This is a genomic window from Mesorhizobium sp. M0437 (assembly GCF_040321335.1).
Classification (GTDB): Bacteria; Pseudomonadota; Alphaproteobacteria; order Rhizobiales; family Rhizobiaceae; genus Mesorhizobium.
Genome location: NZ_JAMYRK010000083.1, coordinates 1 through 21,589, shown reverse-complemented (window position 1 = coordinate 21,589; position 21,589 = coordinate 1). Strand labels below are relative to the sequence as shown.

At 59.9% G+C, this 21,589-nt stretch carries 21 protein-coding genes and 4 pseudogenes; 16 read left to right on the top strand and 9 right to left on the bottom strand.

Annotated features, from left to right (window positions below; genetic code table 11):
- Together NKI72_RS30705 and NKI72_RS30700 are read left to right on the top strand one after the other, a co-directional pair.
- Positions 1–698, top strand: a 698-nt coding sequence (locus tag NKI72_RS30705; RefSeq protein WP_352851698.1) for an IS110 family RNA-guided transposase, incomplete at its 5' end; no start/stop codon positions are given.
- Positions 699–1,028: 330 nt separating this feature from the next.
- Positions 1,029–1,172, top strand: a pseudogene (locus NKI72_RS30700) (glucoamylase family protein); the annotation flags it as partial.
- 121 nt (positions 1,173–1,293) lie between these two features.
- Here the strand turns inward: NKI72_RS30700 and NKI72_RS30695 are convergent.
- The 3 genes and pseudogenes from NKI72_RS30695 to NKI72_RS30685 all read right to left on the bottom strand — a co-directional run.
- A pseudogene (locus NKI72_RS30695) lies at positions 1,294–1,715 on the bottom strand (oxidoreductase); the annotation flags it as partial.
- 151 nt (positions 1,716–1,866) lie between these two features.
- Positions 1,867–2,766 (bottom strand): SDR family oxidoreductase, encoded by a 900-nt coding sequence (locus tag NKI72_RS30690; protein WP_352851697.1) that lies wholly within the window; start codon positions 2,764–2,766, stop codon positions 1,867–1,869.
- 69 nt (positions 2,767–2,835) lie between these two features.
- Positions 2,836–3,579 (bottom strand): SDR family oxidoreductase, encoded by a 744-nt coding sequence (locus tag NKI72_RS30685; RefSeq protein WP_352837506.1) that lies wholly within the window; start codon positions 3,577–3,579, stop codon positions 2,836–2,838.
- Positions 3,580–3,691: 112 nt separating this feature from the next.
- Between NKI72_RS30685 and NKI72_RS30680 the strand changes: the two genes are divergently transcribed.
- The 6 genes and pseudogenes from NKI72_RS30680 (at position 3,692) to NKI72_RS30655 (ending at position 8,398) form a co-directional block, all read left to right on the top strand.
- Positions 3,692–4,594 carry a LysR family transcriptional regulator gene (locus NKI72_RS30680; RefSeq protein ID WP_352851696.1) on the top strand — a complete coding sequence of 301 codons (903 nt, stop codon included), beginning with the start codon at positions 3,692–3,694 and terminating at the stop codon, positions 4,592–4,594.
- Positions 4,595–5,635: 1,041 nt separating this feature from the next.
- A complete protein-coding gene (locus tag NKI72_RS30675; protein WP_352837216.1) occupies positions 5,636–5,860 on the top strand; it encodes an HU family DNA-binding protein in 225 nt (74 codons plus the stop codon).
- Between the two features lie 432 nt (positions 5,861–6,292).
- Positions 6,293–7,354, top strand: a complete 1,062-nt coding sequence (locus tag NKI72_RS30670) for a serine hydrolase domain-containing protein (RefSeq protein ID WP_352851694.1) — start codon at positions 6,293–6,295, stop codon at positions 7,352–7,354.
- Positions 7,355–7,607: 253 nt separating this feature from the next.
- Positions 7,608–7,781 (top strand): hypothetical protein, encoded by a 174-nt coding sequence (locus tag NKI72_RS30665; RefSeq protein WP_352837218.1) that lies wholly within the window; start codon positions 7,608–7,610, stop codon positions 7,779–7,781.
- 27 nt (positions 7,782–7,808) lie between these two features.
- Positions 7,809–8,024, top strand: a pseudogene (locus NKI72_RS30660) (winged helix-turn-helix transcriptional regulator); the annotation flags it as partial.
- A 149-nt stretch (positions 8,025–8,173) separates the two neighbouring features.
- Positions 8,174–8,398 carry a hypothetical protein gene (locus NKI72_RS30655; protein ID WP_352837209.1) on the top strand — a complete coding sequence of 75 codons (225 nt, stop codon included), beginning with the start codon at positions 8,174–8,176 and terminating at the stop codon, positions 8,396–8,398.
- An 832-nt stretch (positions 8,399–9,230) separates the two neighbouring features.
- Here NKI72_RS30655 and NKI72_RS35535 read toward each other — a convergent pair.
- Positions 9,231–9,657, bottom strand: a pseudogene (locus tag NKI72_RS35535) (helicase-related protein); the annotation flags it as partial.
- A 159-nt stretch (positions 9,658–9,816) separates the two neighbouring features.
- On the opposite strand from NKI72_RS35535, the gene NKI72_RS30645 reads away from it, so the two are divergent.
- Both NKI72_RS30645 and NKI72_RS30640 read left to right on the top strand, forming a co-directional pair.
- Entirely contained in the window at positions 9,817–9,990 is a 174-nt protein-coding gene (locus NKI72_RS30645; RefSeq protein WP_352837207.1) for a TRCF domain-containing protein, read from the top strand.
- The gene (locus NKI72_RS30640; RefSeq protein WP_352851700.1) at positions 9,914–10,657 is read left to right on the top strand and encodes a sigma factor-like helix-turn-helix DNA-binding protein; all 744 of its coding nucleotides are present in this window, start codon (positions 9,914–9,916) and stop codon (positions 10,655–10,657) included. The genes NKI72_RS30645 and NKI72_RS30640 overlap by 77 nt, the downstream gene beginning before the upstream one ends.
- Here NKI72_RS30640 and NKI72_RS30635 read toward each other — a convergent pair.
- Together NKI72_RS30635 and NKI72_RS30630 are read right to left on the bottom strand one after the other, a co-directional pair.
- Positions 10,641–10,892 (bottom strand): DUF6894 family protein, encoded by a 252-nt coding sequence (locus tag NKI72_RS30635; RefSeq protein WP_352837204.1) that lies wholly within the window; start codon positions 10,890–10,892, stop codon positions 10,641–10,643. The two genes, NKI72_RS30640 and NKI72_RS30635, sit on opposite strands and share 17 nt — an antisense overlap.
- Positions 10,893–10,915: 23 nt before the next feature.
- Positions 10,916–11,647 (bottom strand): Crp/Fnr family transcriptional regulator, encoded by a 732-nt coding sequence (locus NKI72_RS30630; protein ID WP_352837201.1) that lies wholly within the window; start codon positions 11,645–11,647, stop codon positions 10,916–10,918.
- Positions 11,648–12,100: 453 nt separating this feature from the next.
- Between NKI72_RS30630 and NKI72_RS30625 the strand changes: the two genes are divergently transcribed.
- From NKI72_RS30625 to NKI72_RS30605, 5 genes are all read left to right on the top strand, one after another.
- Positions 12,101–13,600: an ATPase domain-containing protein gene (locus tag NKI72_RS30625; RefSeq protein ID WP_352851693.1), complete on the top strand. Its 1,500-nt coding sequence runs from the start codon at positions 12,101–12,103 to the stop codon at positions 13,598–13,600.
- Positions 13,597–14,640, top strand: a complete 1,044-nt coding sequence (locus NKI72_RS30620) for a sensor histidine kinase (RefSeq protein ID WP_352837195.1) — start codon at positions 13,597–13,599, stop codon at positions 14,638–14,640. Before NKI72_RS30625 ends, NKI72_RS30620 begins: the two co-directional genes overlap by 4 nt.
- 706 nt (positions 14,641–15,346) lie before the next feature.
- On the top strand, positions 15,347–15,784 hold the full coding sequence (locus NKI72_RS30615; RefSeq protein ID WP_352837192.1) for an MgtC/SapB family protein: 438 nt from the start codon (positions 15,347–15,349) through the stop codon (positions 15,782–15,784).
- Positions 15,785–16,194: 410 nt separating this feature from the next.
- Positions 16,195–17,592 (top strand): cytochrome B6, encoded by a 1,398-nt coding sequence (locus tag NKI72_RS30610; RefSeq protein WP_352851692.1) that lies wholly within the window; start codon positions 16,195–16,197, stop codon positions 17,590–17,592.
- Positions 17,593–17,637: 45 nt separating this feature from the next.
- On the top strand, positions 17,638–18,243 hold the full coding sequence (locus NKI72_RS30605) for a DUF4142 domain-containing protein (protein ID WP_352837187.1): 606 nt from the start codon (positions 17,638–17,640) through the stop codon (positions 18,241–18,243).
- Positions 18,244–19,106: 863 nt separating this feature from the next.
- On the opposite strand, the gene NKI72_RS30600 is transcribed toward NKI72_RS30605, so the two are convergent.
- Entirely contained in the window at positions 19,107–19,616 is a 510-nt protein-coding gene (locus tag NKI72_RS30600) for a ferritin-like domain-containing protein (RefSeq protein ID WP_352642597.1), read from the bottom strand.
- 470 nt (positions 19,617–20,086) lie between these two features.
- Positions 20,087–20,263, bottom strand: a complete 177-nt coding sequence (locus NKI72_RS30595) for a hypothetical protein (protein ID WP_352837185.1) — start codon at positions 20,261–20,263, stop codon at positions 20,087–20,089.
- Between the two features lie 605 nt (positions 20,264–20,868).
- Between NKI72_RS30595 and NKI72_RS30590 the strand changes: the two genes are divergently transcribed.
- Positions 20,869–21,435 carry an ATP-dependent DNA ligase gene (locus NKI72_RS30590; protein WP_352837213.1) on the top strand — a complete coding sequence of 189 codons (567 nt, stop codon included), beginning with the start codon at positions 20,869–20,871 and terminating at the stop codon, positions 21,433–21,435.
- On the opposite strand, the gene NKI72_RS30585 is transcribed toward NKI72_RS30590, so the two are convergent.
- Positions 21,350–21,589: YidB family protein (locus tag NKI72_RS30585; RefSeq protein WP_352851691.1), on the bottom strand; the 240-nt coding region annotated here is incomplete at its 5' end. The genes NKI72_RS30590 and NKI72_RS30585 overlap by 86 nt on opposite strands.

Here is a 21,589-nt window from a genome sequence, read left to right as displayed (position 1 = left end):
CCGTGAAGAGTGAGGAGGAGCAGGCGAGTGCGGCCGTATTCCGGGCTCGTGATCTGCTGGTGCGGCAGCGCACCCAGACGATCAACGCCTTGCGCGGCCATCTTGCAGAATATGGACTGGTCGTTGCCCAGGGCCCTTCACATACTGCCAAGCTGATGGAAAAGGTAGAGGATCCTGAGGGCGATCTGCCAGAAGCAGCCCGCCTGGCCCTCACCGTGCTGGTCGATACGCTGAGATCGCTGGAGGAAAGGATCAACCAGCTCGATGCCGAGATTGCACGGCGTGCCCGAGAGGATGAAGACGTGCGGCGGTTGGCAACAATCCCCGGCGTTGGTCCGATAACGGCAACGGCTCTGGTTGCACTGGCGCCTTGCGCCGCAATCTTCCGAAAGGGGCGCGACTTCGCCGCTTGGCTGGGCCTGACGCCGCTGCAACGCTCAACCGGCGGTAAACAGAAGCTCGGTGCAACATCGAAGATGGGCGAGCGTACATTGCGGCGCCTGCTTATCATCGGAGCGAGCGCTGTCGTGCGTCATGCTCGTCGGCGAGGCATTCGGGAAGGATCGTGGCTTGGGCGCATGCTCGCCCGCAAGCCGCCAATGCTTGTGGTCGTCGCTCTTGCCAACAAGATGGCCCGCATCGTCTGGGCGCTCATGGCAAGAGGTGGGACCTACAGGGCTCCGGCCGTGGCAGCATAGCAGCTCGGTCTGAGGTCGTCGCAGGTGTAGGAAGGTCACACGGAGAGGTATGGCGCGACAGTCGATGAGAGACGGATCGGAAAAACCAGTTCAGCACAGAGCGCTTCGAGCGCGCGGTAGTGATATGGATCCGATCGGCGAACTCCCATACGGGCCGGCGGCAAATGGAAGGCCGCATCAGAGGCCGGACAGATGTCAGCACCCGACTACGCGCCGCTATACTGCCTTTCGAAGATTCTTCTTGCGCTCACGGGGGCGTCCACAGATGTGCTGAAGGTTCTGCAAAAAGTTTTGGAGAGAGAACGGCGCTTGCTCTGAGGGGCGAGCGGCCATGGCTGGCGGCCTGGAAAAGGCTTCCTGCGCTATCGCTGGCAAGGCTACGACGAAGCGGTGATCCTTTATGTGTTGGGCCTCGGCTCGCCAACCCATCCGTTGCCGCTCGAGAGCTATGCGGCCTGGCTATCCACCTACAAGTCCTGAATGTCCGCTCTCGTGTATCCCAGCCTAAGGCGCCTGTCCGCAATCGTGACCTACCCGTTTCAGACATTCGTGACCGGCGTTATAAAAGCGCCCATCACCGCCGCCCTCCGATAGCTCATGGGCGGCTTGAGGCGGCGATCGCGGGATAGTCGGTATAGCCAGCGGAGCCGCCGCCATAGAGCGTCGCCGAGTTGAACTCCGTCAGCGGCGTGCGCGTCTTCAGCCGTTCCACAAGGTCGGGATTGGCGATGAACGGGCGCCCGAAGGCGAAGAGGTCCGCCTTGCCCTCGGCGAGCCGCGACGCCGCGAGGTCGAGGTCATAGCCGTTATTGGCGATATAGGTATTGTTGAAGCGCCGGCGGAGCGATCCGAAGTCGAACGGCGCGACATCGCGCGATCCGCCCGTGGCGCCCTCGACGACATGGATATAGACGATGCCCAAAGCATCGAGTTGATCGACGATAAGTCGAACTGCGCCTGGGGCGCGCTGCTCGAGACGCCGTTGGCGGGCGAGACGGGCGAAATCCGGATGCCGGTATGGGCTTGGGCAGTTGGATGCCGACGAGCGAGGCTTCGTCGGTGATCGGGGCGGGCGTTTTGTATCCAACAGCCTTCATAACAGGCATCTCCTCATACTTGAGACGCAGATAAGCCGTATCTGCGCGGTCCGTCGGCGAGGCATTCTGCGTCAGGCGACGCGGGGCGTGAGCAGGACTTCCAGGCCGATGTTGCGGTACATCTCACGGCGCATGCGGTCGGCGACGCCATTGACGATCTCGGCCCCGTCTTGCGACGGATCGACGTGGACCCGGAACGGACGCTTGCCGAAGGGCGCGCCGACGACGCGAACGATCTCGCGGGCCACTTGTGCCGGATCGGCGTCGGCGGGTTCCAGGTCCGCTAGGCCCTTCAGCGCTTTGTCGGCGATCCCGGCGTAGGGGCCGGATTCATACTCTGCGACTCGGGCCGTATCGGACGGCGAACCGGAGTGTGCGAAGTGGTTGGTGCCCTTGGTGAAAGCGCCTGGCACCATGATCGTCGTCTCGATGCCCCACAGGGCCAGTTCAGTCGAATAGGACACCGCCAGGGCGTCCATGGCCGCCTTGGCGGCGAAGTAGGGCGCCAGGAAGGGCGGCGTGCCGCCGCGCGTCGAGGACGAGCCGACCCAGACCAGCAGACCCTTGCCCTGGCCGCGCATGTGCGGCAGCGCGGCGCGATTAACCCGCTGCGCGCCCAGCACGTTGACGTCGTACTGCTGGATGAACTGGTCCGGGGTGAAGGCCTCGGCAGGGCCGAATACCATATGCCCGGCATTGTGGAGGATGACGTCGAGCCGGCCTACGTCGTTCAGAACATGAGCGATACCGGTCTCCGCCGAGGTGTCGGACTGGACGTCCAACTCGATGGTGCGCAGGTCGAGGCCATGCTCCTTCGACCAGGCGGCTACTTCGGCGACGCGAGGCGCGTTGCGGCCTTCGGTCTCGCGCATGGAGGCATAGACCGAGTGGCCGGCTTCGGCCAGCGCGCGTGCGGTCATGAGGCCGAAGCCCGACGAGGCGCCGGTGACGAGAATGACTTGCTTGGACATGGTGATGGTCTTTCTTCTGGATTTGGATGAACTTATGGCTGTGTTTTGGTCTTTGGCGGTCGGCTGCGATCAAATGATCCCGCCATTGGCGCGCAATATCTGGCCGTTGATCCATGAGCCGTCTGGCCCCGCCAGGAAGGCGACGGCGTTGGCGATGTCTTCGGGCTGGCCGAGACGTTCAAGCGGCGCCAGCTTCGCGAGGCGGTCGATCAGCTCCTGCGGCTTGCCGTCGAGGAAGAGCTTCGTGGCGGTCGGTCCGGGGGCGATCGCGTTGACGGTGATGTTCCGGCCCCGCAATTCCCTCGCGAGAATGGGAGTCATGGCCTCGACCGCGGCCTTGGTGCCGGCATAGACGCCATAGGTAGGCTGCAGCAGCCCCACGACACTTGAGGAGAAGTTGACGATGCGACCACCGTCGCGCAGGCGCTTGGCCGCTTCGCGCAGCGTGTTGAACGTGCCCTTCAGGTTGATCGCGATCTGGCGATCGAACAGCGCATCATCACTCTCACCGATCGTCGCCAGATTCATGATGCCGGCATTGTTGATCAGCACGTCAACGCCGCCGAAAGCGGTCTCGGCGGAATCGAACATGCGGCGTACGGCTTGTGCGTCTGAAATATCGGCCTGCGCAGTAACCGCCCGCCCGCCGCCCGCCGCTTCGATCCTGGCGACCACCGCATCCGCCGAGGCGGCGTTGCCGGCGTAGTTCACCACCACGGTGAAGCCGTCCTTGCCGAGGCGTTCGGCGACGGCCGCGCCGATGCCGCCCGAGGCGCCGGTCACGATGGCAACCTTCTGTGTCTGATCGGTCATTGTCTGTCTCCTTCTTTGGGTGTCGTTGTGGCTCCTGATGACAGACAGATGCACCTTTCGCTTATGCAGATAATCATGCATTATCCGGCATCACTATCCGACAGGTCGTATTATGGATCGTTTCGACGCCATGCGCGTCTTCACTCGCATCGTCGAACGCAGGAGCTTTACCAAGGCTGCCGATGACCTCAGTCTGCCGCGTTCATCCGTGACAGATGCCGTGCAAGGGCTGGAGGCGCGGCTCGGTGTGCGGCTGTTGCAGCGGACCACCCGTCAGGTCAGCCCCACACTGGATGGCGAGGCCTATTACCAACGATGCGTCAGCCTTATCGCTGACCTGGAGGATGCCGAGGGCGCTTTCGTCGGCGCTAAGCCGTCAGGCCTCATCCGCGTGGACGTGCATGGCACCCAAGCGCGGCACTTCCTGTTGCCCGGTCTGCCGCGCTTTCGCGAAATGTACCCCGACATCCGCCTGCATTTCAGCGAGGCGCATCAGCCCGTGGACCTGATCCGGGAAGGGTTCGACTGCATCCTGAGAGCGGGCGAGCTGGCCGACAGCGCGCTAATCAGGCGGCGGCTGGCTATTCTGGAGCGGGGCACCTTTGCCAGTCCGGACTATCTTAATCGGCTGGGCATGCCGAACACACCCGACGACCTTAATGGCCATGAAATGATCGGGCTGCTTGCGCCCGACACGACCGAGGTCGTCCCTCTCGCTTTCCTCGTGAAAGGAAAAGTGAACCGCATCACGCTGCCTGCCATGATGACGGTGACCGGCCCGGAGACGAACGTTGCCGCCGCCCGTCTTGGCCTTGGGCTCATTCAGGTGCCGCGCTATCGTGTAGTCTCGGAGCTGGCGAGCGGCGCGCTTATCGAAGTCCTAGCCAACTTCCCACCGACGCCCTTGCCAGTTCACGCGCTCTATTCGCACAAGCACCAGCTGTCGCCGCGGCTGCGAGTGTTCATCGACTGGGTGGCGGAGCAATTCCGCGACAAGACTGCACCGAAAATATGATACCTTCCCCCAAGAAGGGCGCAGACGATGCTCCGATTGTTTGCATTATCGTCGATTCGTGAATGGTAACCTGCGCACCAGACGCAGCCTAGTCGTCACTGCCGCCAACTATCTGCCGGTGGGACGCCCGCGGGCTCGCGCATTGGCGGCCACTATCGCGCAGATTCATAGCTGCGTTAGAGGGCTATAGAGTAGACAAAGTTCTCATCTTCATCCCGCACGGCCCGCCACGAAGTGGCCTTATGTCAAGTTTTCCGCTGATAGCGCGCATTCGTGCTGCGGACACCGGGAGTCCGAATAGGGTCAGGGCTTAGCCTTCAATTACTCTGGCGGAAGACCCATTAAGGTCCGAATCCGGTCGTTTGAATTTTACAGCTGCGATCACGGCGGAAGTCCATCTCGGCTTCAAGAACCTCCTGCACGACACTCTGCAATGCCTGGCGAAAGCCGTCCTCATCCGACAACAGCAACGCTTTCAACTCGCCTCTGCTCAGTCTAAGGTCTCGATTGGTCGTGGCACTTCCCCTTCCACGGGAATCGGTGATCGCAACGTCACCACCGTGCCATGGCCGCTCGCCCTCAGAGCAAGCGCCGTTCTCTCTCCAAAACTTTTTGCAGAACCTTCAGCACACTATCTAGTCGATCCCCCTCAGCAGGTTGTAAAGTGAGCCCCCTTGACGTTTATATGCTGCCCAAGCCTCGGAGGGGCACTGCCGAATCCGCCCGGGACAGCCAGTCCGCGCGCTCAGCCTCGGCAAGCGAATTCCACCACTGCATACCGGCTATTTCGTCAGCAGTCGGTTCCGGTTCGGTTCGTCGGCCATTTTCTTATCCTTGCATAAGACTTGAGGGCCGCACCCCAGAGGAAGCGCGCGACAGCATGAACTCGCGCAGGGGTCGTGTCTGTGCCGCACGGCACCAAGCGCGATCTGCTGGCCCTGGTTAAGAAAATGGTCGCCCTGGAGCGTGCCGCAGGCGGAGCGGCGGCGGAAACGCAAAGAGGCGAAGAAGGACGTCTTTAGGCGCTCGCGCTGCGAGGGCGTGAACAAGGCCCAGGCACAAGCGATCGTCAAGAGCGTATTCAAGCAGATCTCGGACGCCGCCGGTTCGGGCGCGGAGACCAGCATTCCCGGATTCGGCAAATTTAAGGTGAAAGACACGCCGGCTCGCGAGGGACGCGATCCATCGACGGAGGGAGGCGGCCAAGTGTGGGTTGCCTACCAAGCTGAGCGTCCTAACGACCAATCCAGCGCAGAAATTTTATGAGCGAAGGATTTTCGGTCGAGGCGGAGACCGAAGGACGAGGCCGCATGGTAAAACTGTCGGTCCCATTATGGCGATCGTGCTTGCGCCGACATCGGCTCACCACCCAACCAAACCGTTTGACCGCGCTGGCAGCTGCTGAGTAGGCGACGTCCGCATCGCCTCCACCGCGGACGAAGCAGAAACTGGGACATTCCTCCATTGCTGATATTTCCGGCCACAGACGGAAGCCTGCGTTTCCGGTAGAGTTCGTCCCGTCGATATGGCCAGGGAGTGAAACAATGGTAGCGAGAACACTGGGCGCCGTGGTTGTCGCGGTGTGCGCAACCGGCAGCGCCGTGGGCGCTTCTGCGCCGGCGCTCAAGCCGATCGACCCGGTCGCGCTTCAGGCAATGGTGGAAGGCACGGCCAAGGAAACTCCTGCTGCCGGGCGCAATGGTTCTCCTCAATACTCCGCACGGCAATTTCGCCTTCGGGTATGGAACGACCGAACTCGGCGTCACGAACCCTCCGCGCGGCGATATCCATTTCCGGCCCGCATCGAACACCAAGACGATGACGGCCGCGGTGATCGTGCAATTGATCCAGGAAGGGAAGCTGAGTTTCGACGATCTGATCTCGAAATACGTTGATGGTGTTCCGAACGGCGAGCAGATCACCATTCGCCAGCTCATAAAGATGCGGAGCGGCCTTTACAATTTCACCAATGCACCGGAACTTGCGGAAAGCCTCGACAACAATCCGGACAAGGCGTGGACCTCGCAGGAGGTCCTCGCCATGGCTTTCAAACGGCCGCCGCACTTCGCGCCAGGTGCTGAATTCGAATACAACAATACCAACTACTATCTGCTCGGCCTCGTTACCGAGAAGATCGACGGCAAGCCGGTGGCGACCATCTTTCAGGAGCGCTTATTCGGGCCCCTAGGGATGAAAAACACGTTGCTGCCCGTCAGCACGTCCAACACCATCCCCGAGCCTTATGCGCATGGCTACATTTATGGCGGCGCGTCTTACGCCCTGGTCGATGCGCCGTATCCGGACGATCTTCAGGCGGCGGCCAGGGCGGGAACGCTCAAGCCCGATGACGAGACGTGGCAGAACCCGTCCGCTTACTTTGCGGCAGGCGGCGTCATCTCCACGGCGGATGATCTCGCGACCTGGATGCGCGCGCTGGTCGGTGGCCAGATCTTCAACGCCGACTACAAGCGCCAATGGCTGGATAGTCCCGAAGCGGAGGATCCCAGCAAGCCTGAAGGCCAGAAATATGGCTACGGCATCTCGCTGATTGCCTTCGGGCCGAACAAGATCTATTTCCACGGCGGCGAGATGCCCGGCTACAATTCCTTCATGGGCCATGACCCGGACAACGACGTCACGCTGATCGTCTGGACCAGCCTGACGCTCTCGCTTGATGGCAAGCCGACCGCCCACGCTCTGATGCTGAAAATATTGGACCAGATCTATGCGGTCTCACCGTTAACGCCAGCGAAGCGATGACACCGGGGCGGGCCAGGCCAGGCCGCCAGGGCTACAGGCTTGTCTTCCGGTGCGCATGGCGTCGACGACATCGCGGATCGGGTCGAGGACGAGCTGCGGCTGGTCCTTGTGGATGTCGTGGCCGCTGTCGGTGTTGATACGACGTCTTTCGCGCTAGGCACGGCCGCCGCGAGCTCCGCCTGCGCCACCTTCTGGCCCGATCGGTGCGTAGCCGACGTCCGGAGGAATGTCGGCAGCCATCCGGCCTTCGGCGATGAATCCGCCACGAGCGGTCCCCAGGGATGGTCGGCGCTCAGAAAAGAGCGCCGACAGCGATTTGCTGTGCGAGATGATCGGCTTTGCGGCCCAGCGGCTGATGGAACTGGAGCTGGGTGGCCTGACCGGCGCAGCGCATGGCCAGAAGAGCGCCGACCGGCTACCATTTTGAATGGCCGCTTATTGCGGCGCAATGCCGATGCGATCTTCCAAGGAGTTTGAGGGGAAGGCAACATCATGGCCCGCCCAGTCCGGATACAAACAGTTCTGCCCATTATCGATGACCGCGGAGGTGCTGTGCACCCGCTGGACCATGGTTCTGCTTCGCGAATTAGTGGCGGGCTCGACCCGTTTCAACGTTCTGCGCCGCGGCGTCCCCAAAATGTCGCCGACCGTTCTGTCGCAACGCCTCAAGCTCTGGTTTCGTTGACGATCATGTCGCGCCATGTTGCAAGCTGCTACCGTTGATTTCCATGGGTTTCCTGCGAGTATCGGCAGGTCCACGCGACATGAAACGCGACATGGCACATGGCTGAATCGCTAGCTTTGTTAGGGAGAAGGCATATGGGTCTGGTTTTTACTGGCGAAGAGGGAACCACTGAGCGGTTCGAGTTGGTGCTTGAAGCCTTTGACGGAACAGAGCGCGTCCTCGTCGTGACATCGACCGAAGCGATCGAAGACTTCGGCCTGGATGCTGTCCGTGAAATGGCATCTGAAAAGTACGATGCAGGGCAGTTGGACGAAGCCGGCCGCGTTAGCGTTCTGACTAGCGACCTGCAAGGTAAATAGCCCGCCACCGTGAGGCAGCGAGCTTGTTTTCCGGTTCCGTCGTGGCACCGGTTTTTCAGTGCCGCCCAGAGGACGGTCCAAGGCGGGAGACAATGGGGTCTTCGTTGGTCTGCTGCGCGACGGCAGCGGTGCCGGCCACCGCCATCGCGCATCCGGCCATGAGCAAGCCTACCTGCCTTTCAGCATCACCTACCTCGTCGTTTGTCTTAGTCCCTTAACGAATGTGAATGCATACGCCACAAACCTCAGCATAGTGGCCTGGAAGAGCAGATGTGGAGGCCCGAGGTGCGACAGCTTGAAGATCTAGTGGAACACTATGTCGGCATACGCAGCCGGCGTGATAGAGTCATGTCGACAGGGCTCGCCTTGAGAGCGCTAAGGCAGGTCGTTGGGATGGCTTCAATCTCGGACCGGGAGCTTGCGAACATGGTCGCCGACCGTGCGGTCAAGCATGGTCTCGCCGTGGACTTTGATCATATCCGGCAAGACTGATTTTCTGGCCTTCATGGACCGCTACTAGGGCCATTGCGGGTCGTGCTTTGACCCGCAATCGGTCTCGCCACTAGTTATCCTGGTGCGTGCGCGGAACGAATGGAACCGATCAGGCTTCGTAGAACCTCCAGCTGTCCAGTGCCTGTTTTAGTTGGCGGCCTGAAGATCAAGCGGCCTGGCCGAAATTCGAACCCATTCACCCCTTTAAGATTCTCCCAGACCGACCCGGAGGGTTTGTGCGAAAGGTGATCGCAATCGCTTCGGGTCCTACGTCGACTTGGCTCAAGCCCAACTGCGCTGCATCCATTCGCAGTCGGGTTACCTCCAGCAGTCCGGAAGAGGCACGCTCGAGCAATCTTTGGTAGAGTCCTACGCCGATCCGCTTTATGTGGCCGGCCTGTTCCTCGCCGAAAAGATCGCCTGCGCCGCGCAGGTCGAGGTCCCTTTGGCTGATGGTCAGGCCAGAGCCAAGCCGGTCGAGCGCCACAAGAGCCGAAAGTCGGCTCCTCGTGGCTTCAGCTAATTCCTTACCGGGCTCGGTCAACAGAAACGCAAAGCCCTGCAGTCTGCCTCTGCCTACGCGCCCTCGAAGCTCGTGGAAGCTGTGCAAGTCCGAAACGGTCCGCCCGCCAAACCAGAATGGTGTTCGCCTGCGGTATATCAAGGCCGCTTTCGATGATGTCGGTGGCCAGCAAAATGTCACCTTCGCCAGCGGCGAAGCGAACCACGATCTCGTCCAACTCACGCGCTTTCATTTCGCCATGCGAGCACGCCTGCCCGTGCGCGACTGAGCCGGCTTTTAACCGTTCCAACCGTCGAGTTCATTCCCGCATTGCGCGCTTTCGCCCGCGTTTTTTGCCAGGTCCGGGAAGATGCCGACGATCTGGTGATCAATTTGCAAGCCGGAGGGTCATTCCCAGGAAGCTATGTGCCGGAAGCCAGCGATACGCCTCAGCCTGTATTCGCGGTTGTTCCGTATGAGCACGCATTCGGATCTGAATGCATTTGCCGACGAATTGGAGGATCGCTTCGGAGGCATTCCGAGCGAAGTGGCGACGCCTGCAGGAAACGTTAGCGAAAGGCCTGGCCAACATCGATAAGTTCGAGCCCGGAACGCGAATGAAGTCATGGCTCTTCACGATTATGCGCAACACCTACTATACGCGCGTCAGGGCTGCCACGAGGGAAGCACCAGGTATCGTTGACTGCGCCTCGCTTGCACCCGTTTCGCAGCCTGCAGAGGAATGGTCGATGCAAAGCAAGGAGGTCCACCGGGCCATTCAAAGCTTGCCAAAATCTCAGAGCGAAGTGCTGATGCTGGTGGGGGTGCTTGGTGTAAGCTACGAAGAGACTGCAGTGATGTGCGGTTGCGCCCGATGGAAAGTTCACCAGTGGCCCCCCGAGCCAAGGTATCGCCCCTGTGTGACAATATCGGCCTCCCTCAGAGTGTTGGTGGGGCTCTGTCGAACAACTCAAGAAACAGGCTTCGCGGAGAGATTGCGACTGGGCCTGATTCAGCGGGCACCTACAGGCACCTCCCGCCACCTTGCCCCGGGGCATGGGCTCAAGCATTCACATTCGTTAAGCCGGAGTTTGTCTGTCTTGCAGGCCGGCCACATTGTAGCAGTCGTACCCATTTGGCGCCGACACGAGGCGCCTGTAGTGGACCGGCGGCAAGAACGACGTACCGAACGAGCAAATCGCCCGCCTCAATTGCCATGCTGGGAGCAGCAAAAGGGCTATTCCAAACTCATCCCGAAGCGCTGAGTTCAAGCTTTTCAATTTTGAGAATCAAGCTGAGCCTCAGGATCTTTCGCCCGCTCTCGTCACGAATATCCACCAACAGCTGTTGCTGCTCCGAGCCTCCCAGTGTTTCCCGTGCCAAGTCTACCAGACCCTCGACAGCTGCCTGGCGGGCTGCCGCGATCCCTTCGCATTCGAGGCCCATGTCGTCTTCAACAAGATGCTCAGCATCGCCGCTGTCAAAAAAATATCGTCCCATTCGACCGGCATCCTCATCGAAAGCTAAGCAAGGTCCCTTTGGTGCAGGTACGTCGGATCGAAGTCTCCTGCTCGGACCAGGCGGGGCCAGTCGAGAGCACGCAGCCTTGTACCTGAGGTAGCAATCAGACCGTCGCCGCGGAGTTCCTGGAGGGTGCGGTTCACGTGAACTGTCGATAAGCCGAGAGCATCGCCAAGCGCGGCCTGCGTGATCGGGAGATCCGCTACGTGGTCCTCGATGCGTCCGACAGACCGCAAACGCACGATAAGCTCGCATAGGATGTGGGCTGTGCGGGCATAGGCCTCGCGTCGCCCGACATTGGTGACCCATTCCCGGTAGATGGAGGCGTCGATGAGGGTCGATCGCCAGAACGCCGTGGCGATACGCGGATGCTGTTCGCAAATTGGGCGAAGGACGCTATGACGGATGAAGCCTAATCTGCTTGGCGTCAGGCTCGAGAAGCTGCAGTCCATGACCGAAAGGTGCAAGCCATGCAGATCCGGAATATCGCCTGCGACAAAGAAGCTGGTGATCTGCCGTCTTCCCTGACCAGTATACTTGGACGAACAGACCAGGCCGTCCAAAACCACAACCGAGTTTGCAGGGCTATCGCCTTCCGAGACGATATCCTGATTGGCTGCGACGTCCTTTTCCTGAGTCGGCATGCCCCGCAGGATCGCGGCGTCATCGTCGCTGATATCAGCGATTGATCGAATTTTGCGGATGAGCACGTCTGATGACAAAACGGAAGACAAGACTTGTGGACCTACTTTGGTTGCTATCGCAAGTTTGCACATGGATGCTCAGTGCTGTCCGGCGACACCGGCCGCTCGAGACAACAATTCGCGATCACATTCCCCCATTTCCAATCCAAACCTTCCGAAGCTGGAGCAGCACGTCTGCCGGACCACGACCGGCTTGCAACCAAACCGCCGCGTCCCAATACCTGCTGCAGCTTTAGAAACTCAGAGCGCATGGCGTGCGAACGCCCCCGGTGTGTCATCGTTGCTGTACGAATTTAACTATCGCCTCCTGCCGAGCAAAACGGGCCCCTTTGCAGCTACTGGGCGCTGGGCCCTAGCAGCGATCAGCCTCACCGAACGGCTTCGTGAGCAGTTTGTAGAGGAGGTTCTTGTCCTCTTATCCAGCGCCTTGCGGTCTTCTGGAACCATCAAAACTGACAATCGTTACGCTGTTCAGCAAGGTACATGAGGGGCAACGTGAACGAAGATGACGCCTCACCGTTAGCGACCGGCGTAGAAGGCCTCGACTATGTCTTGCGCGGGGGTTATGCCAAATTTCGGTCACACCTCGTGGAGGGAAGGCCCGGTTCGGGCAAGACCACGCTCGGTCTTCAGTTCCTTATCAAGGGGGCCTCGCAAGGCGAAAAATGCCTCTATATTACGCTATCCGAAAGCAAGCGCGAACTCCTATCCGTGGCAAGCAGGCACGGCTGGACTCTGGCTGGGATAGAAATTCTGGAACTCGTTCCTCCAGAACTCAGCCTTGATCCTTCCCAGTTGCAGACGCTCGTGCATTCTTCTGACCTGGAACTCGGGGAGACGGTGCAGGCGGCCTTGGCTGAGATCGACCGTATTAAGCCACAGCGCGTCGTGTTCGATTCCCTTTCCGAAATCCGGCTGCTCTCGCAGGGCTCGCTACGCTACCGCAGGCAGGTCCTGGCGCTGAAAAGCTTCTTTCTGCTCAACCATGCGACGGTGTTGTTACTCGACGACCTCACGGCCGAGCAGGATGACCTCAACCTGCATTCGATCAGCCATGGGGTCATCCGCATGGAGCAACTGACCCCGACCTATGGTGGCGAGCGGCGGCGACTGCGGGTGATAAAGATGCGTGGGGTGCAAATACGTGGCGGTTACCACGACTTTGTCATCCGGCCGGGCGGGGTCACGGTCTTTCCGCGACTGGTCGCCGCCGAGCACCCTGAAGCCGAACACGGCTCGCCGGCCTTAAGCGGAAATGCCGTGGACACTCTGCTCGGCGGTGGCCTCGATCGGGGCACAAGCACGCTGTTGATCGGCCCTTCGGGTGTGGGGAAGTCCACCATAGCCTGCTCCTACTGTCATGCAGCGCTTCAGCGCGGTGAGCGCGTCTTGGTTCTGCTGTTCGATGAAACTGATCGCATTTTCCTGGGACGTGCAGCCGGCGTCGGTATGGATCTCAAGGCCTTCCTGCAAGACGGAATGCTCCTGCTCGAACAGATCGACCCGGCCGATCTTTCACCCGGCGAATTGTCATCAAAGATCCAGATCGCAGTCGAGCGGTTTGATGCCCGGATCGTAGTGATCGACAGCCTCACAGGGTATCTGAATTCGATCTCCGAAGAGCAGCACCTTGTGCTGCAGATGCATGAAATCCTCACCTACCTCAACCAGAAGGGCGTCGTCACGATCCTGCTGCTCGCCAATCACGGGCTGATCGGCCAGACGGCGGCGCCAATCGACATGACCTATCTGTCTGATGCAGTGATGTTGCTGAGGTTTTTCGAAAGTGGCGGTCGCATCCGACGAGCGATTTCAGTGGTGAAGAGGCGAGTTGGCCCTCATGAGGACACTATTCGTGAATTCATGGTCAGCAGCCAGGGCATAGCTGTCGGCGAGCCGCTCGACCAATTCAGGGGAATACTTACAGGCGTGCCCTTTTTTGAGGGCAAACAAAGCGATCTGCTCGCTAACAAGAAGCCATGACGCCGAAAGAACCTGTCGTACTCGTGCTCGCCCCGGTTGGTCGAGACGCTCAGCTAGCCGCCTCGATTCTGGCAAAACACGGGATCGGCACACGCATCTGTGCAAATCTGGATGAGGTTTTGCGGCTTCTCGACAGCGCACACTGCCTCGTCGTCGCCGAAGAAGCGCTCATCAATTCCGACCGGAGCCAATTCGCCGCCTGGCTGCAGAACCAACCTGCGTGGTCTGATTTTCCAGTAGTTCTTCTGGCAAGGCGGGGAACGGAATTCGACAAGCGTCTTGCGTTTCTGGATCGGTATCTCATCGTTCTCGAAAGGCCTTTCCTGGCCTCAAGCCTGGCCAATTCGGTGCGGTCGGCGTTGCGTGCCCGTGCACGCCAGCTCGAGGTCAAGTCCCACCTTGAACAGAAACAGGAGGTCGCAGATCGTCAAAAGCTCTTGATCCGCGAGCTTCATCACCGGGTCAAAAACACCCTGGCCAACGTGAGAGCGATGATGGGAGCGACGGCCCGGTCCAGCGATAGCGTCGACAGCTTCGTGCGTGATTTCTCCGCAAGAATCGTGTCGCTTGCCGACACGCACTCAATGCTTACAGACGACTATTGGCAGACGGCCTCTTTACAGAAGTTGCTTGAGGCGGAACTGAGGCACTACGAGATCCATGGCGAGCCGCGAATATCACTGCACGGTCCGAATGTGGCCCTCGTCGCGGACATTGCGATACCTGTCGGCATGGCGTTTCATGAACTTGCCTCCAACTCGGCAAAATTCGGCGCCCTCTCGCGCCCGCAAGGTCGCCTTGAAGTGCAATGGTGGATACCAGATTCCGCAGGTGAGCAGATCCTGCATCTTCATTGGCAGGAGCGGGACGGCCCCATTGTGCAGCCGCCGACTCGACGAGGCTTTGGAACGACATTGCTCGAAAGGGTGGTTACAGTGCAGTGCAATGCAAAGATCGAACTGCATTACGATCCAGACGGCCTGCGTTTCACTTTGGCGTTGCCTTTACGCGATACGAGACTCGTGCCAGCGTACTCCTGAGTGACCTGCCGGACGCGACGAACTAGCCTGTGGCCGCAGCCGAATCCAGCAATTAAAGCGCTGGCTCCGCGACTTTCTTCAGCGATTCGACGGTACGCCACGATGCAGGTTGCGAGTTGGGGTCGCTATCCGGGCTCCTCAGGCCGCCCGGCGCCTGGCGGCACCATGTGACCCACGCTGTCGGAGATACGTGGGCTGATCGGGGCGCCGTGACGTTGGGACAAACCCCGCTGCTAAGCCGACCTTTTGAGCTCCGCGACCTGAACGCCCAGCCGGAACGCCTGACCGTCTGCAAACGAGCGCGCGTAGCTCTCAGCTGTGAAAGGAACCGTGGTAGTCGTACCACTGACCGTCACGCGAACCGACCACTCTTTCGCCCTCACGATTTCAACGGCATGTTGCTCATGCGCAGCCATGCATTCCTCCCAGAATGGTACGTTGAGGAAGGGGAGGATAGCGTCGCAAATGTCGTTTGCATGCAAATAATGCGACACCCCAAGGTCGAAATGTCAAAACACCGCACAGCCGCGGCACCCGCAGCGCTTGCGGAACCGGGCCATCCCGATCACGTTGTGTCGGGCAACCTAGGTTACTCATGCAACAACTTCTCCAAGAATTCGGCCATCCGACATACGTCCAGTTTCCCGTCATTGCGGAGGCTTCTACTGGCGTCGATCCTCGGTGCTGCGATCGGTTTCGAACGCGAATGGCGAATCGGCCTGCAGGGCTTCGGACGCATATTGTGGTCTGCGTGGCAGCGGCTACGTTCGGCATTCTGACGATGGGAAATCGTTCACGCGCCGATATTTCTGCAGCATTCCGTAAAGGTCGATCCGATTGGCGTCGTCGAAGCGGTCACTGGCGTCGCGTTCCTGCTGCCGGATCGATCTTGTTTTCGAGAGGCGAGATCCACGGGCTGACGACCGGTGCGGGCCTGTGGCTGTCTGGCGCAATTGGCGTGGCGTGCGGGCTTGGTCTGTGGCAGGTGGCCGCGCTCGGCACGCTTTTGGTGCTTGTCGCTGCAGGCCTTCTTTATAATTTTCATCCAAGTCTGGCATTGGCGAAAATACCGTACCAGGGAAGCCAATGTCGGGAGAAGAAGTTCCAAGCGGCGCAAAAGCTGAGGACAGAGGCGAATACATAGGTTAGCCGCGCCGCCCAAGCTCAGACATCAAGTGCAGTGCCGTGCCAGATGCGTTGACCGATTGCGGGGCGCCTTGTGGCTGGATACTGGGCAGCACGCCACGTACTTCGTTCGCATGGCTCGTTCCCATTTGCTTGAGCGCACGAGTTCGCTCGAAGGCGAGCACCCTAAGGCTCGCTAGTCACGCCTAGCGGCGCTCCAAGATCCCCGCTCCAAGCTGCTGGCCCCACCGGGAGAAACTGGCGTAGATTCTTGGGGAGTTTCGACCAAATCTCAATTGGCGGGCAGAGGTCATAAGTCACGAATTATCGCACCCGTCCCAAGATACCCGACCCGAAACTTGTGCTTTTTCCCGCGGGGAACAAATCGCGCGCGGTGCGGTTCGGCGTAAATCCAGCCAGGAGGGAAAAATGCGCAGAGTGTGGAATGCGGGCGTTCCGTGCGCGCTTGTCGTTATTGCCGCCAGCCTCAGCGCCTTATCGGATCCGCTGCCGCCCGATCTCACTTACCGGCCGCTGCCGGCCCGTCCGTTCTCGGCAGTCAAGGCCGACGACGAGGCACAGAAGCCACGCGTGATGGCGCGCCAGAAGGCCTTGCTGGACGCGCGATACGACCTTTCGGACCGTCCCATGCCGGGCGTGAAAATGTCCGGCGGCACCAAGCCGGTCCAGGAGGGCGTCCGCGTGAAGCTGGCAAAGGACCAAACCTGGCAGGGCCTGGCGGAGATGAGCCCTGGCGAGATCCGCGACCGCGATCTGCTGCCTGACGGGTTCCTGCCGCTGCCGCATGTCAAACAGGCGGCCGGAGGCCAGGTCTTTCCGGAAGAGGAGATCCGCGAGGTCGGCCGGCAGGAAGGACGCGACCTGAGGCGCTTCGACGTCGACTTCGATTTTCCCGATTACCTCACCCCGGAATTCCCGTCACCGATATTCCTGACCACTCATCCGGAGCTCGGCGACGTGTCACGCGGCGAGCTGCTGACCATCCGCAACTACTACGAAATCATGAACGGCATCATCACGCCGGTGCAGATGGAGGGTCTGCGGCTTCTATTGACGCCGTTCCCGCAGGAGGAATTCAACCAAACCGAGGACCGCAAGGTGGCTGGGCAAAGCATGGGAGTGGCCTGCCTCGACTGCCACGCCAATTTCAACACCAATGCCGCCTTTCATCTAACGCCCGATATCAGGCCGCAGGCAGCGCGCTTCCGCCTCGATTCGACCAGCCTGCGCGGCCTGTTCAACCAGCAAATTCATGGATCGAAACGGTCGTTGCGTTCGGTCGAGGATTTCACCGAATTCGAGCAGCGCACCGCCTATTTCAATGGCGACCATGTCAGCGCCACCAGGAAGGGCGTCAACCTGCCAGACCGCACCAATCAGGTGGCGATGATGGCGCAGATGCAGAACATCATCGACTTTCCGCCGGCGCCGAAGCTCGATGCGTTCGGAAAGCTCGATCCCGCCGTGGCCAGCGAAAAGGAACTGGCGGGCGAGCGGGTGTTCATGGGCAAGGGCCGCTGCTCGGCATGCCATGACCCACAAACATCGTTCATGGACAACAACATGCACGATTTGAAACTGGAGCGCTTCTACAAACCCGGGCGGACCGTCAATGACATGGTGGAACTGCCCGACGGGCCAATCAAGACGTTTACGTTGCGCGGCATCAAGGACACGCCACCCTATCTGCATGACGGCCGTCTGATGACGCTGGCCGATACGGTGGAGTTCTTCAACCTGGTGCTCGGCGTCAAGCTCACCCAGGACGAGAAGGATGATCTCGTCGCCTATATGCTCGCACTTTGACAGGCGGCGGGCCGGCCGGTCGGCACATCTTCGGTGGAGGTTTTCATGCGTGTTCTTGCAACGACCTTGGGCCTGACGGCACTCTGCGCATCGCCTCTCTTTGCGCAGATCGGAAATCCGGCCGGCAATGCCCCGGACACATTGATGGACTCGCCGGGTCAGCCCATCCCGCATCAGACGAACTATCAGGACCGGCTGTTCGCGCAGCTCTTCCTGGCCGGCGGCACGGCAGAAGTCGATGTCGGTAATCTTGCGAAAAAATCCAGCCATTCCGCCATCAAGGAATTTGCCAGCCGCATGGTCGACGACCACTCAGCGGCAAACGTGAAACTGAAATCGCTTGCCGAAGCCGACAAGATCCCACTGCCGCAGGGGCTCGACGACGAGCACAAGCAGCTGCGCGCCAAGCTGGAAAAGCTCGAAGGGGCTGCGTTCGACCTTGCCTATATCAGCGGCCAGATCACCGATCACCAGAAGACTGTGCAACTACTCGAGTGGGAGATCGGTTCGGGCCAGGATGCCGACCTCCAGCATTTCGCCTCAGATACTTTGCCGACTGTGCTCGAGCATCTGCGGATGGCGCGCGACATCAAAGCAAAACTCGCAAGCCAGGCGCTCGCCGACGCCGCTTCGGGGCCGCAAAGAAAGTGAATGGGTTAGCCCGCGCCACGTAAGACGGCGGATCCAGTGCTTAAATTGCCCAGGGCCGGCCATGCAGTCGCCTTGATGATGGAAACCTCCGCAGTCGCTCGCAGCTCACCCCCACGATTCCGGCTCAATGTCCCCGAAGATTCCCTTCAGGTCACTCGGCTGGAACCTGCGCTTACTTTCGCAGAACCAAGCATTGAATATCAGAAGCTGCCCAGCCCCGGGCATTGCTGAGCTTCCATTCGGTGCCGAGCCTACGACTTCCACCAACACGTGCTGCTACAGCCCCAGAGAGACCAACAGGTACGGGACAACAAAGCGGAGATCGCAGGAACAGCAACTTGATGCCGCCGACTGGAAGCTTGCGACCAACGAGGCCATAGCTGCCCATGGTGGGGCCAGAGAAGTAGTCAAGGCGCTTCTCGTCGCCAGCGCTGCCCTGGAGCGTGGGCTGGCCCTAGCGGCCGCTACTTGGAGTCATGAGTTTAGCAGGGGATGGCACCTCCGAAGATGGTCGCAGCGACACCGAACAGGTTGGCGGCAGAGGAAGGCAGTCAGCATGCGAGAGAGCTCCTACCGCAGCAGAAGGTTCCCAATTGATTGTGGTCACCGCCTTCGACCGCGACAGACCGGGCACCTTCAGCCTGTCTTCGGTCCAGCAGAGCAGCAGTCGGAAGATCTGGCAGTAAGGACCGCGAACGCTCTTGCGAGCAAACATGCCGCGGCTATTGCGTCGTCCCGTGATGCTGACGCGGCGCAGAGCGAATACGGCGAGCCGACGACGACGCCCTTTGTTCGAGGTGACGTGCCCGACTGGAGTGACGGGCTGCGCGTCCGACGAGGCACCGCTCAGCCAGTGCCGCAGATCACCGCTTAGCAGTGTCGCTTTCCGTTTCGGCCCTCGCGAGGAACTCCTCGGTTGTCGACGGAAGATGGTCTTTTAACCATTCCGCCATCGCGACCTCCTCTCGGAGGTTGTCTTCGCAAGCCCGCACGACCTCGGTTTCGCCCAGCGATTCGGCGGCGGCAATGAGGATAGTGTAGGAGGCGATTTCCATGTGTTCGAACGTATAGCTCGCGAGGGAACCCTTCATCACCTCGTCGGCGGCAAAAAAGCCGCTCAACGACTGCGCCATGGCAGTCACCTTTCCGCCAGCATCTTTCATTGTGGACGAACCCTCATCCATCCGGTCGAGACAGGCTTTCAGCCGAGCAGCCTGCTGTCTCGTTTCATCAAGGTGCAGGCGCATTCGGTCGCTGAGTTCGGGGTAGTTCTCAATGCGGCTTAGCTGCCCGTTCAACATTGTTTCGGCCTGCTCCTCCATGGCATGAGCGTCCCGAAGCCATTGCACCAGCCATTCTCGCGACTCTGACATTTTCAATCTCCTTTTTGACAAAAGAGAACTGCCGAACTGTGAGATTGTTCCTAGAGAAGCGGGCCTCGGTCTCTTCCGTCCGAGGCCGCAAATCATGGGACTTAGATTAACAGAATCCAACGCCAAGCGCCGGGCGTTATCGGCATCATTGCCTCACTAACCGAGAAAGCGGGTTCTGCGGAGGCTCTCGTCTACTGCCAACCTTCGTTCTCCATGACAAACAGTGTTGAATTGCGACGAACTAAAGGCTCCCTAACGCAACGTACCCGGATTACGCGACTTACGGTCCGCACGCTAATAGCCGAACTGATCGAGGACGCCGCCTCAGCAACTACCTTGGATCGACGGCGTGGGGCAACGGCAGCATGAGAGCACTCCCTACGGAAGTAACTCTAAGCCGATCAGGGCGATGAGTCTGGCCGCGTACGTTTTTAACCAAACATCATGGGCAGTTCACAGCTAGCACGTGCTCACTCTTTGTCGGCCTGACCAATTTCGTCAAGCAAAGACTTATGCTCGTCCGGCAGCCCCTCTTCTACCGGAAGGTTTAGCGCCTTGCGGAGGTAGTCACGGATGGCTTCTGACGTGATCCACCGTCGTATAAGGTCGGCGATAACCTTCTGCTTCCTTTTGTCGACCTCAACCATGGCCGAACCTGCATGCTGCATACGACCGAACCATCTAGGGGCCGGACTTGTTCCTCGGGAATGTTTGAGAGAAATTTCTGAGCGGGTGATCGGACAAGTGGCTCGCGTGCCCCCCCGCGCTATGCGGTTCAGTTCGAAATTCCGTCCTGGCACGTGCGGCGAGAAAACCGGGGCGGCTTCTATGTGCGTCACCTATCCATCGCGAACGGCTCATGCTCTGGAAGGTGATGATGCAGCACTTCGACAAGGTTTCGCTTATCGAATGTCTGCCCGCAAATTGGACAGAACTCCAAATGCCCCGGTTCGTCGTTGTCCGGCGACCCGTTGATTTTGCCCCTCATAGTTGGCGGATTGTGCTTATCCCGTCTCAAGTCGTCACCCGTCATAACCTGTTGGGATAGCCCGACGGCATTTGGGAGACGACGATTTGGCCGCTGCACCTACCGGCTGAGAGCGTTCGCCCCGGCTGGGCTGGACTATACGCCCGTTCATGCATCATTGCTAATTTAATAAAATGATCATGGGTACGTTCTCCTAGTCGCCAGTGCGATCGGGCCTAGACTCGATTCCGTGCATAAACCACTGAGTAGCAGGGGCCGCCTCGAATTCATTCCGCCGATCGAGCCCAAGCTGGTCCCGAAGCACCCGAGGGCGAACACTGGATTCACGAGATCAAGCTCGACGGCTACCGCACCCAGATCGTCGTCAACAGCCCCGACGACATCCGTGTCTTCACCAAACCCGCCGGCGACTGGACGAGCAAATACACCGGCCTCGTCGAAGCCGCGAGGGAGCTCGAGGTCAAGAAGGTCGAGGGCGAGGCGGTCGTCACCAATGAGGCAGGGCTGCACGACTTCGCCGCGCTGCAGAAGGCGGTTCAGCGACCCCTACGCCATGATCCTCGGCGCCTTCGACATCATGCAATGTCGACGGCCACGATCTACGCGCCATCGGCTGCAAGGCGCGCCGCGAAATCCTGTTCGGCATCATCCAGCCGAATAGCAGGATCCAGTTCAGCGAGGCGGTACCCGGCAATCCGAAGGCCATCTTTTATCTCGCCGACCAGGCGGGGCTGGACTAGGCGGTCTAGGATACATCCTCGAGCAGGGTCGACTTATCCAAGCCTTGTGTCGGCTCAGGCGGCCATTCACAATTCGGCGTCATCTCGTTGACTGCCTCGGGTAGATCGCGCGCAATCCTTCTGATTAGCTCCTCGCGCGAAAGACCCGTTTGCATCGAAATGGACGTGAGTGTACCTTCGTCCATCGCCGCTTCGACGTCCCTTGGCTCGATCGGTTGGTTTGGCCCGCTGCCAACCCACGAGTC

Coding starts and splice junctions, on each gene's coding strand:
- NKI72_RS30690 (WP_352851697.1), bottom strand. CDS start 2,766: ATGTCCAAGCAAGTCATTCTCGTCACCGGCGCCTCGTCGGGCTTCGGC.
- NKI72_RS30685 (WP_352837506.1), bottom strand. CDS start 3,579: ATGACCGATCAGACACAGAAGGTTGCCATCGTGACCGGCGCCTCGGGC.
- NKI72_RS30680 (WP_352851696.1), top strand. CDS start 3,692: ATGGATCGTTTCGACGCCATGCGCGTCTTCACTCGCATCGTCGAACGC.
- NKI72_RS30670 (WP_352851694.1), top strand. CDS start 6,293: ATGGTTCTCCTCAATACTCCGCACGGCAATTTCGCCTTCGGGTATGGA.
- NKI72_RS30665 (WP_352837218.1), top strand. CDS start 7,608: ATGAATCCGCCACGAGCGGTCCCCAGGGATGGTCGGCGCTCAGAAAAG.
- NKI72_RS30655 (WP_352837209.1), top strand. CDS start 8,174: ATGGGTCTGGTTTTTACTGGCGAAGAGGGAACCACTGAGCGGTTCGAG.
- NKI72_RS30645 (WP_352837207.1), top strand. CDS start 9,817: ATGTGCCGGAAGCCAGCGATACGCCTCAGCCTGTATTCGCGGTTGTTC.
- NKI72_RS30635 (WP_352837204.1), bottom strand. CDS start 10,892: ATGGGACGATATTTTTTTGACAGCGGCGATGCTGAGCATCTTGTTGAA.
- NKI72_RS30625 (WP_352851693.1), top strand. CDS start 12,101: ATGAGGGGCAACGTGAACGAAGATGACGCCTCACCGTTAGCGACCGGC.
- NKI72_RS30620 (WP_352837195.1), top strand. CDS start 13,597: ATGACGCCGAAAGAACCTGTCGTACTCGTGCTCGCCCCGGTTGGTCGA.
- NKI72_RS30615 (WP_352837192.1), top strand. CDS start 15,347: ATGGCGAATCGGCCTGCAGGGCTTCGGACGCATATTGTGGTCTGCGTG.
- NKI72_RS30610 (WP_352851692.1), top strand. CDS start 16,195: ATGCGCAGAGTGTGGAATGCGGGCGTTCCGTGCGCGCTTGTCGTTATT.
- NKI72_RS30605 (WP_352837187.1), top strand. CDS start 17,638: ATGCGTGTTCTTGCAACGACCTTGGGCCTGACGGCACTCTGCGCATCG.
- NKI72_RS30600 (WP_352642597.1), bottom strand. CDS start 19,616: ATGTCAGAGTCGCGAGAATGGCTGGTGCAATGGCTTCGGGACGCTCAT.
- NKI72_RS30595 (WP_352837185.1), bottom strand. CDS start 20,263: ATGGTTGAGGTCGACAAAAGGAAGCAGAAGGTTATCGCCGACCTTATA.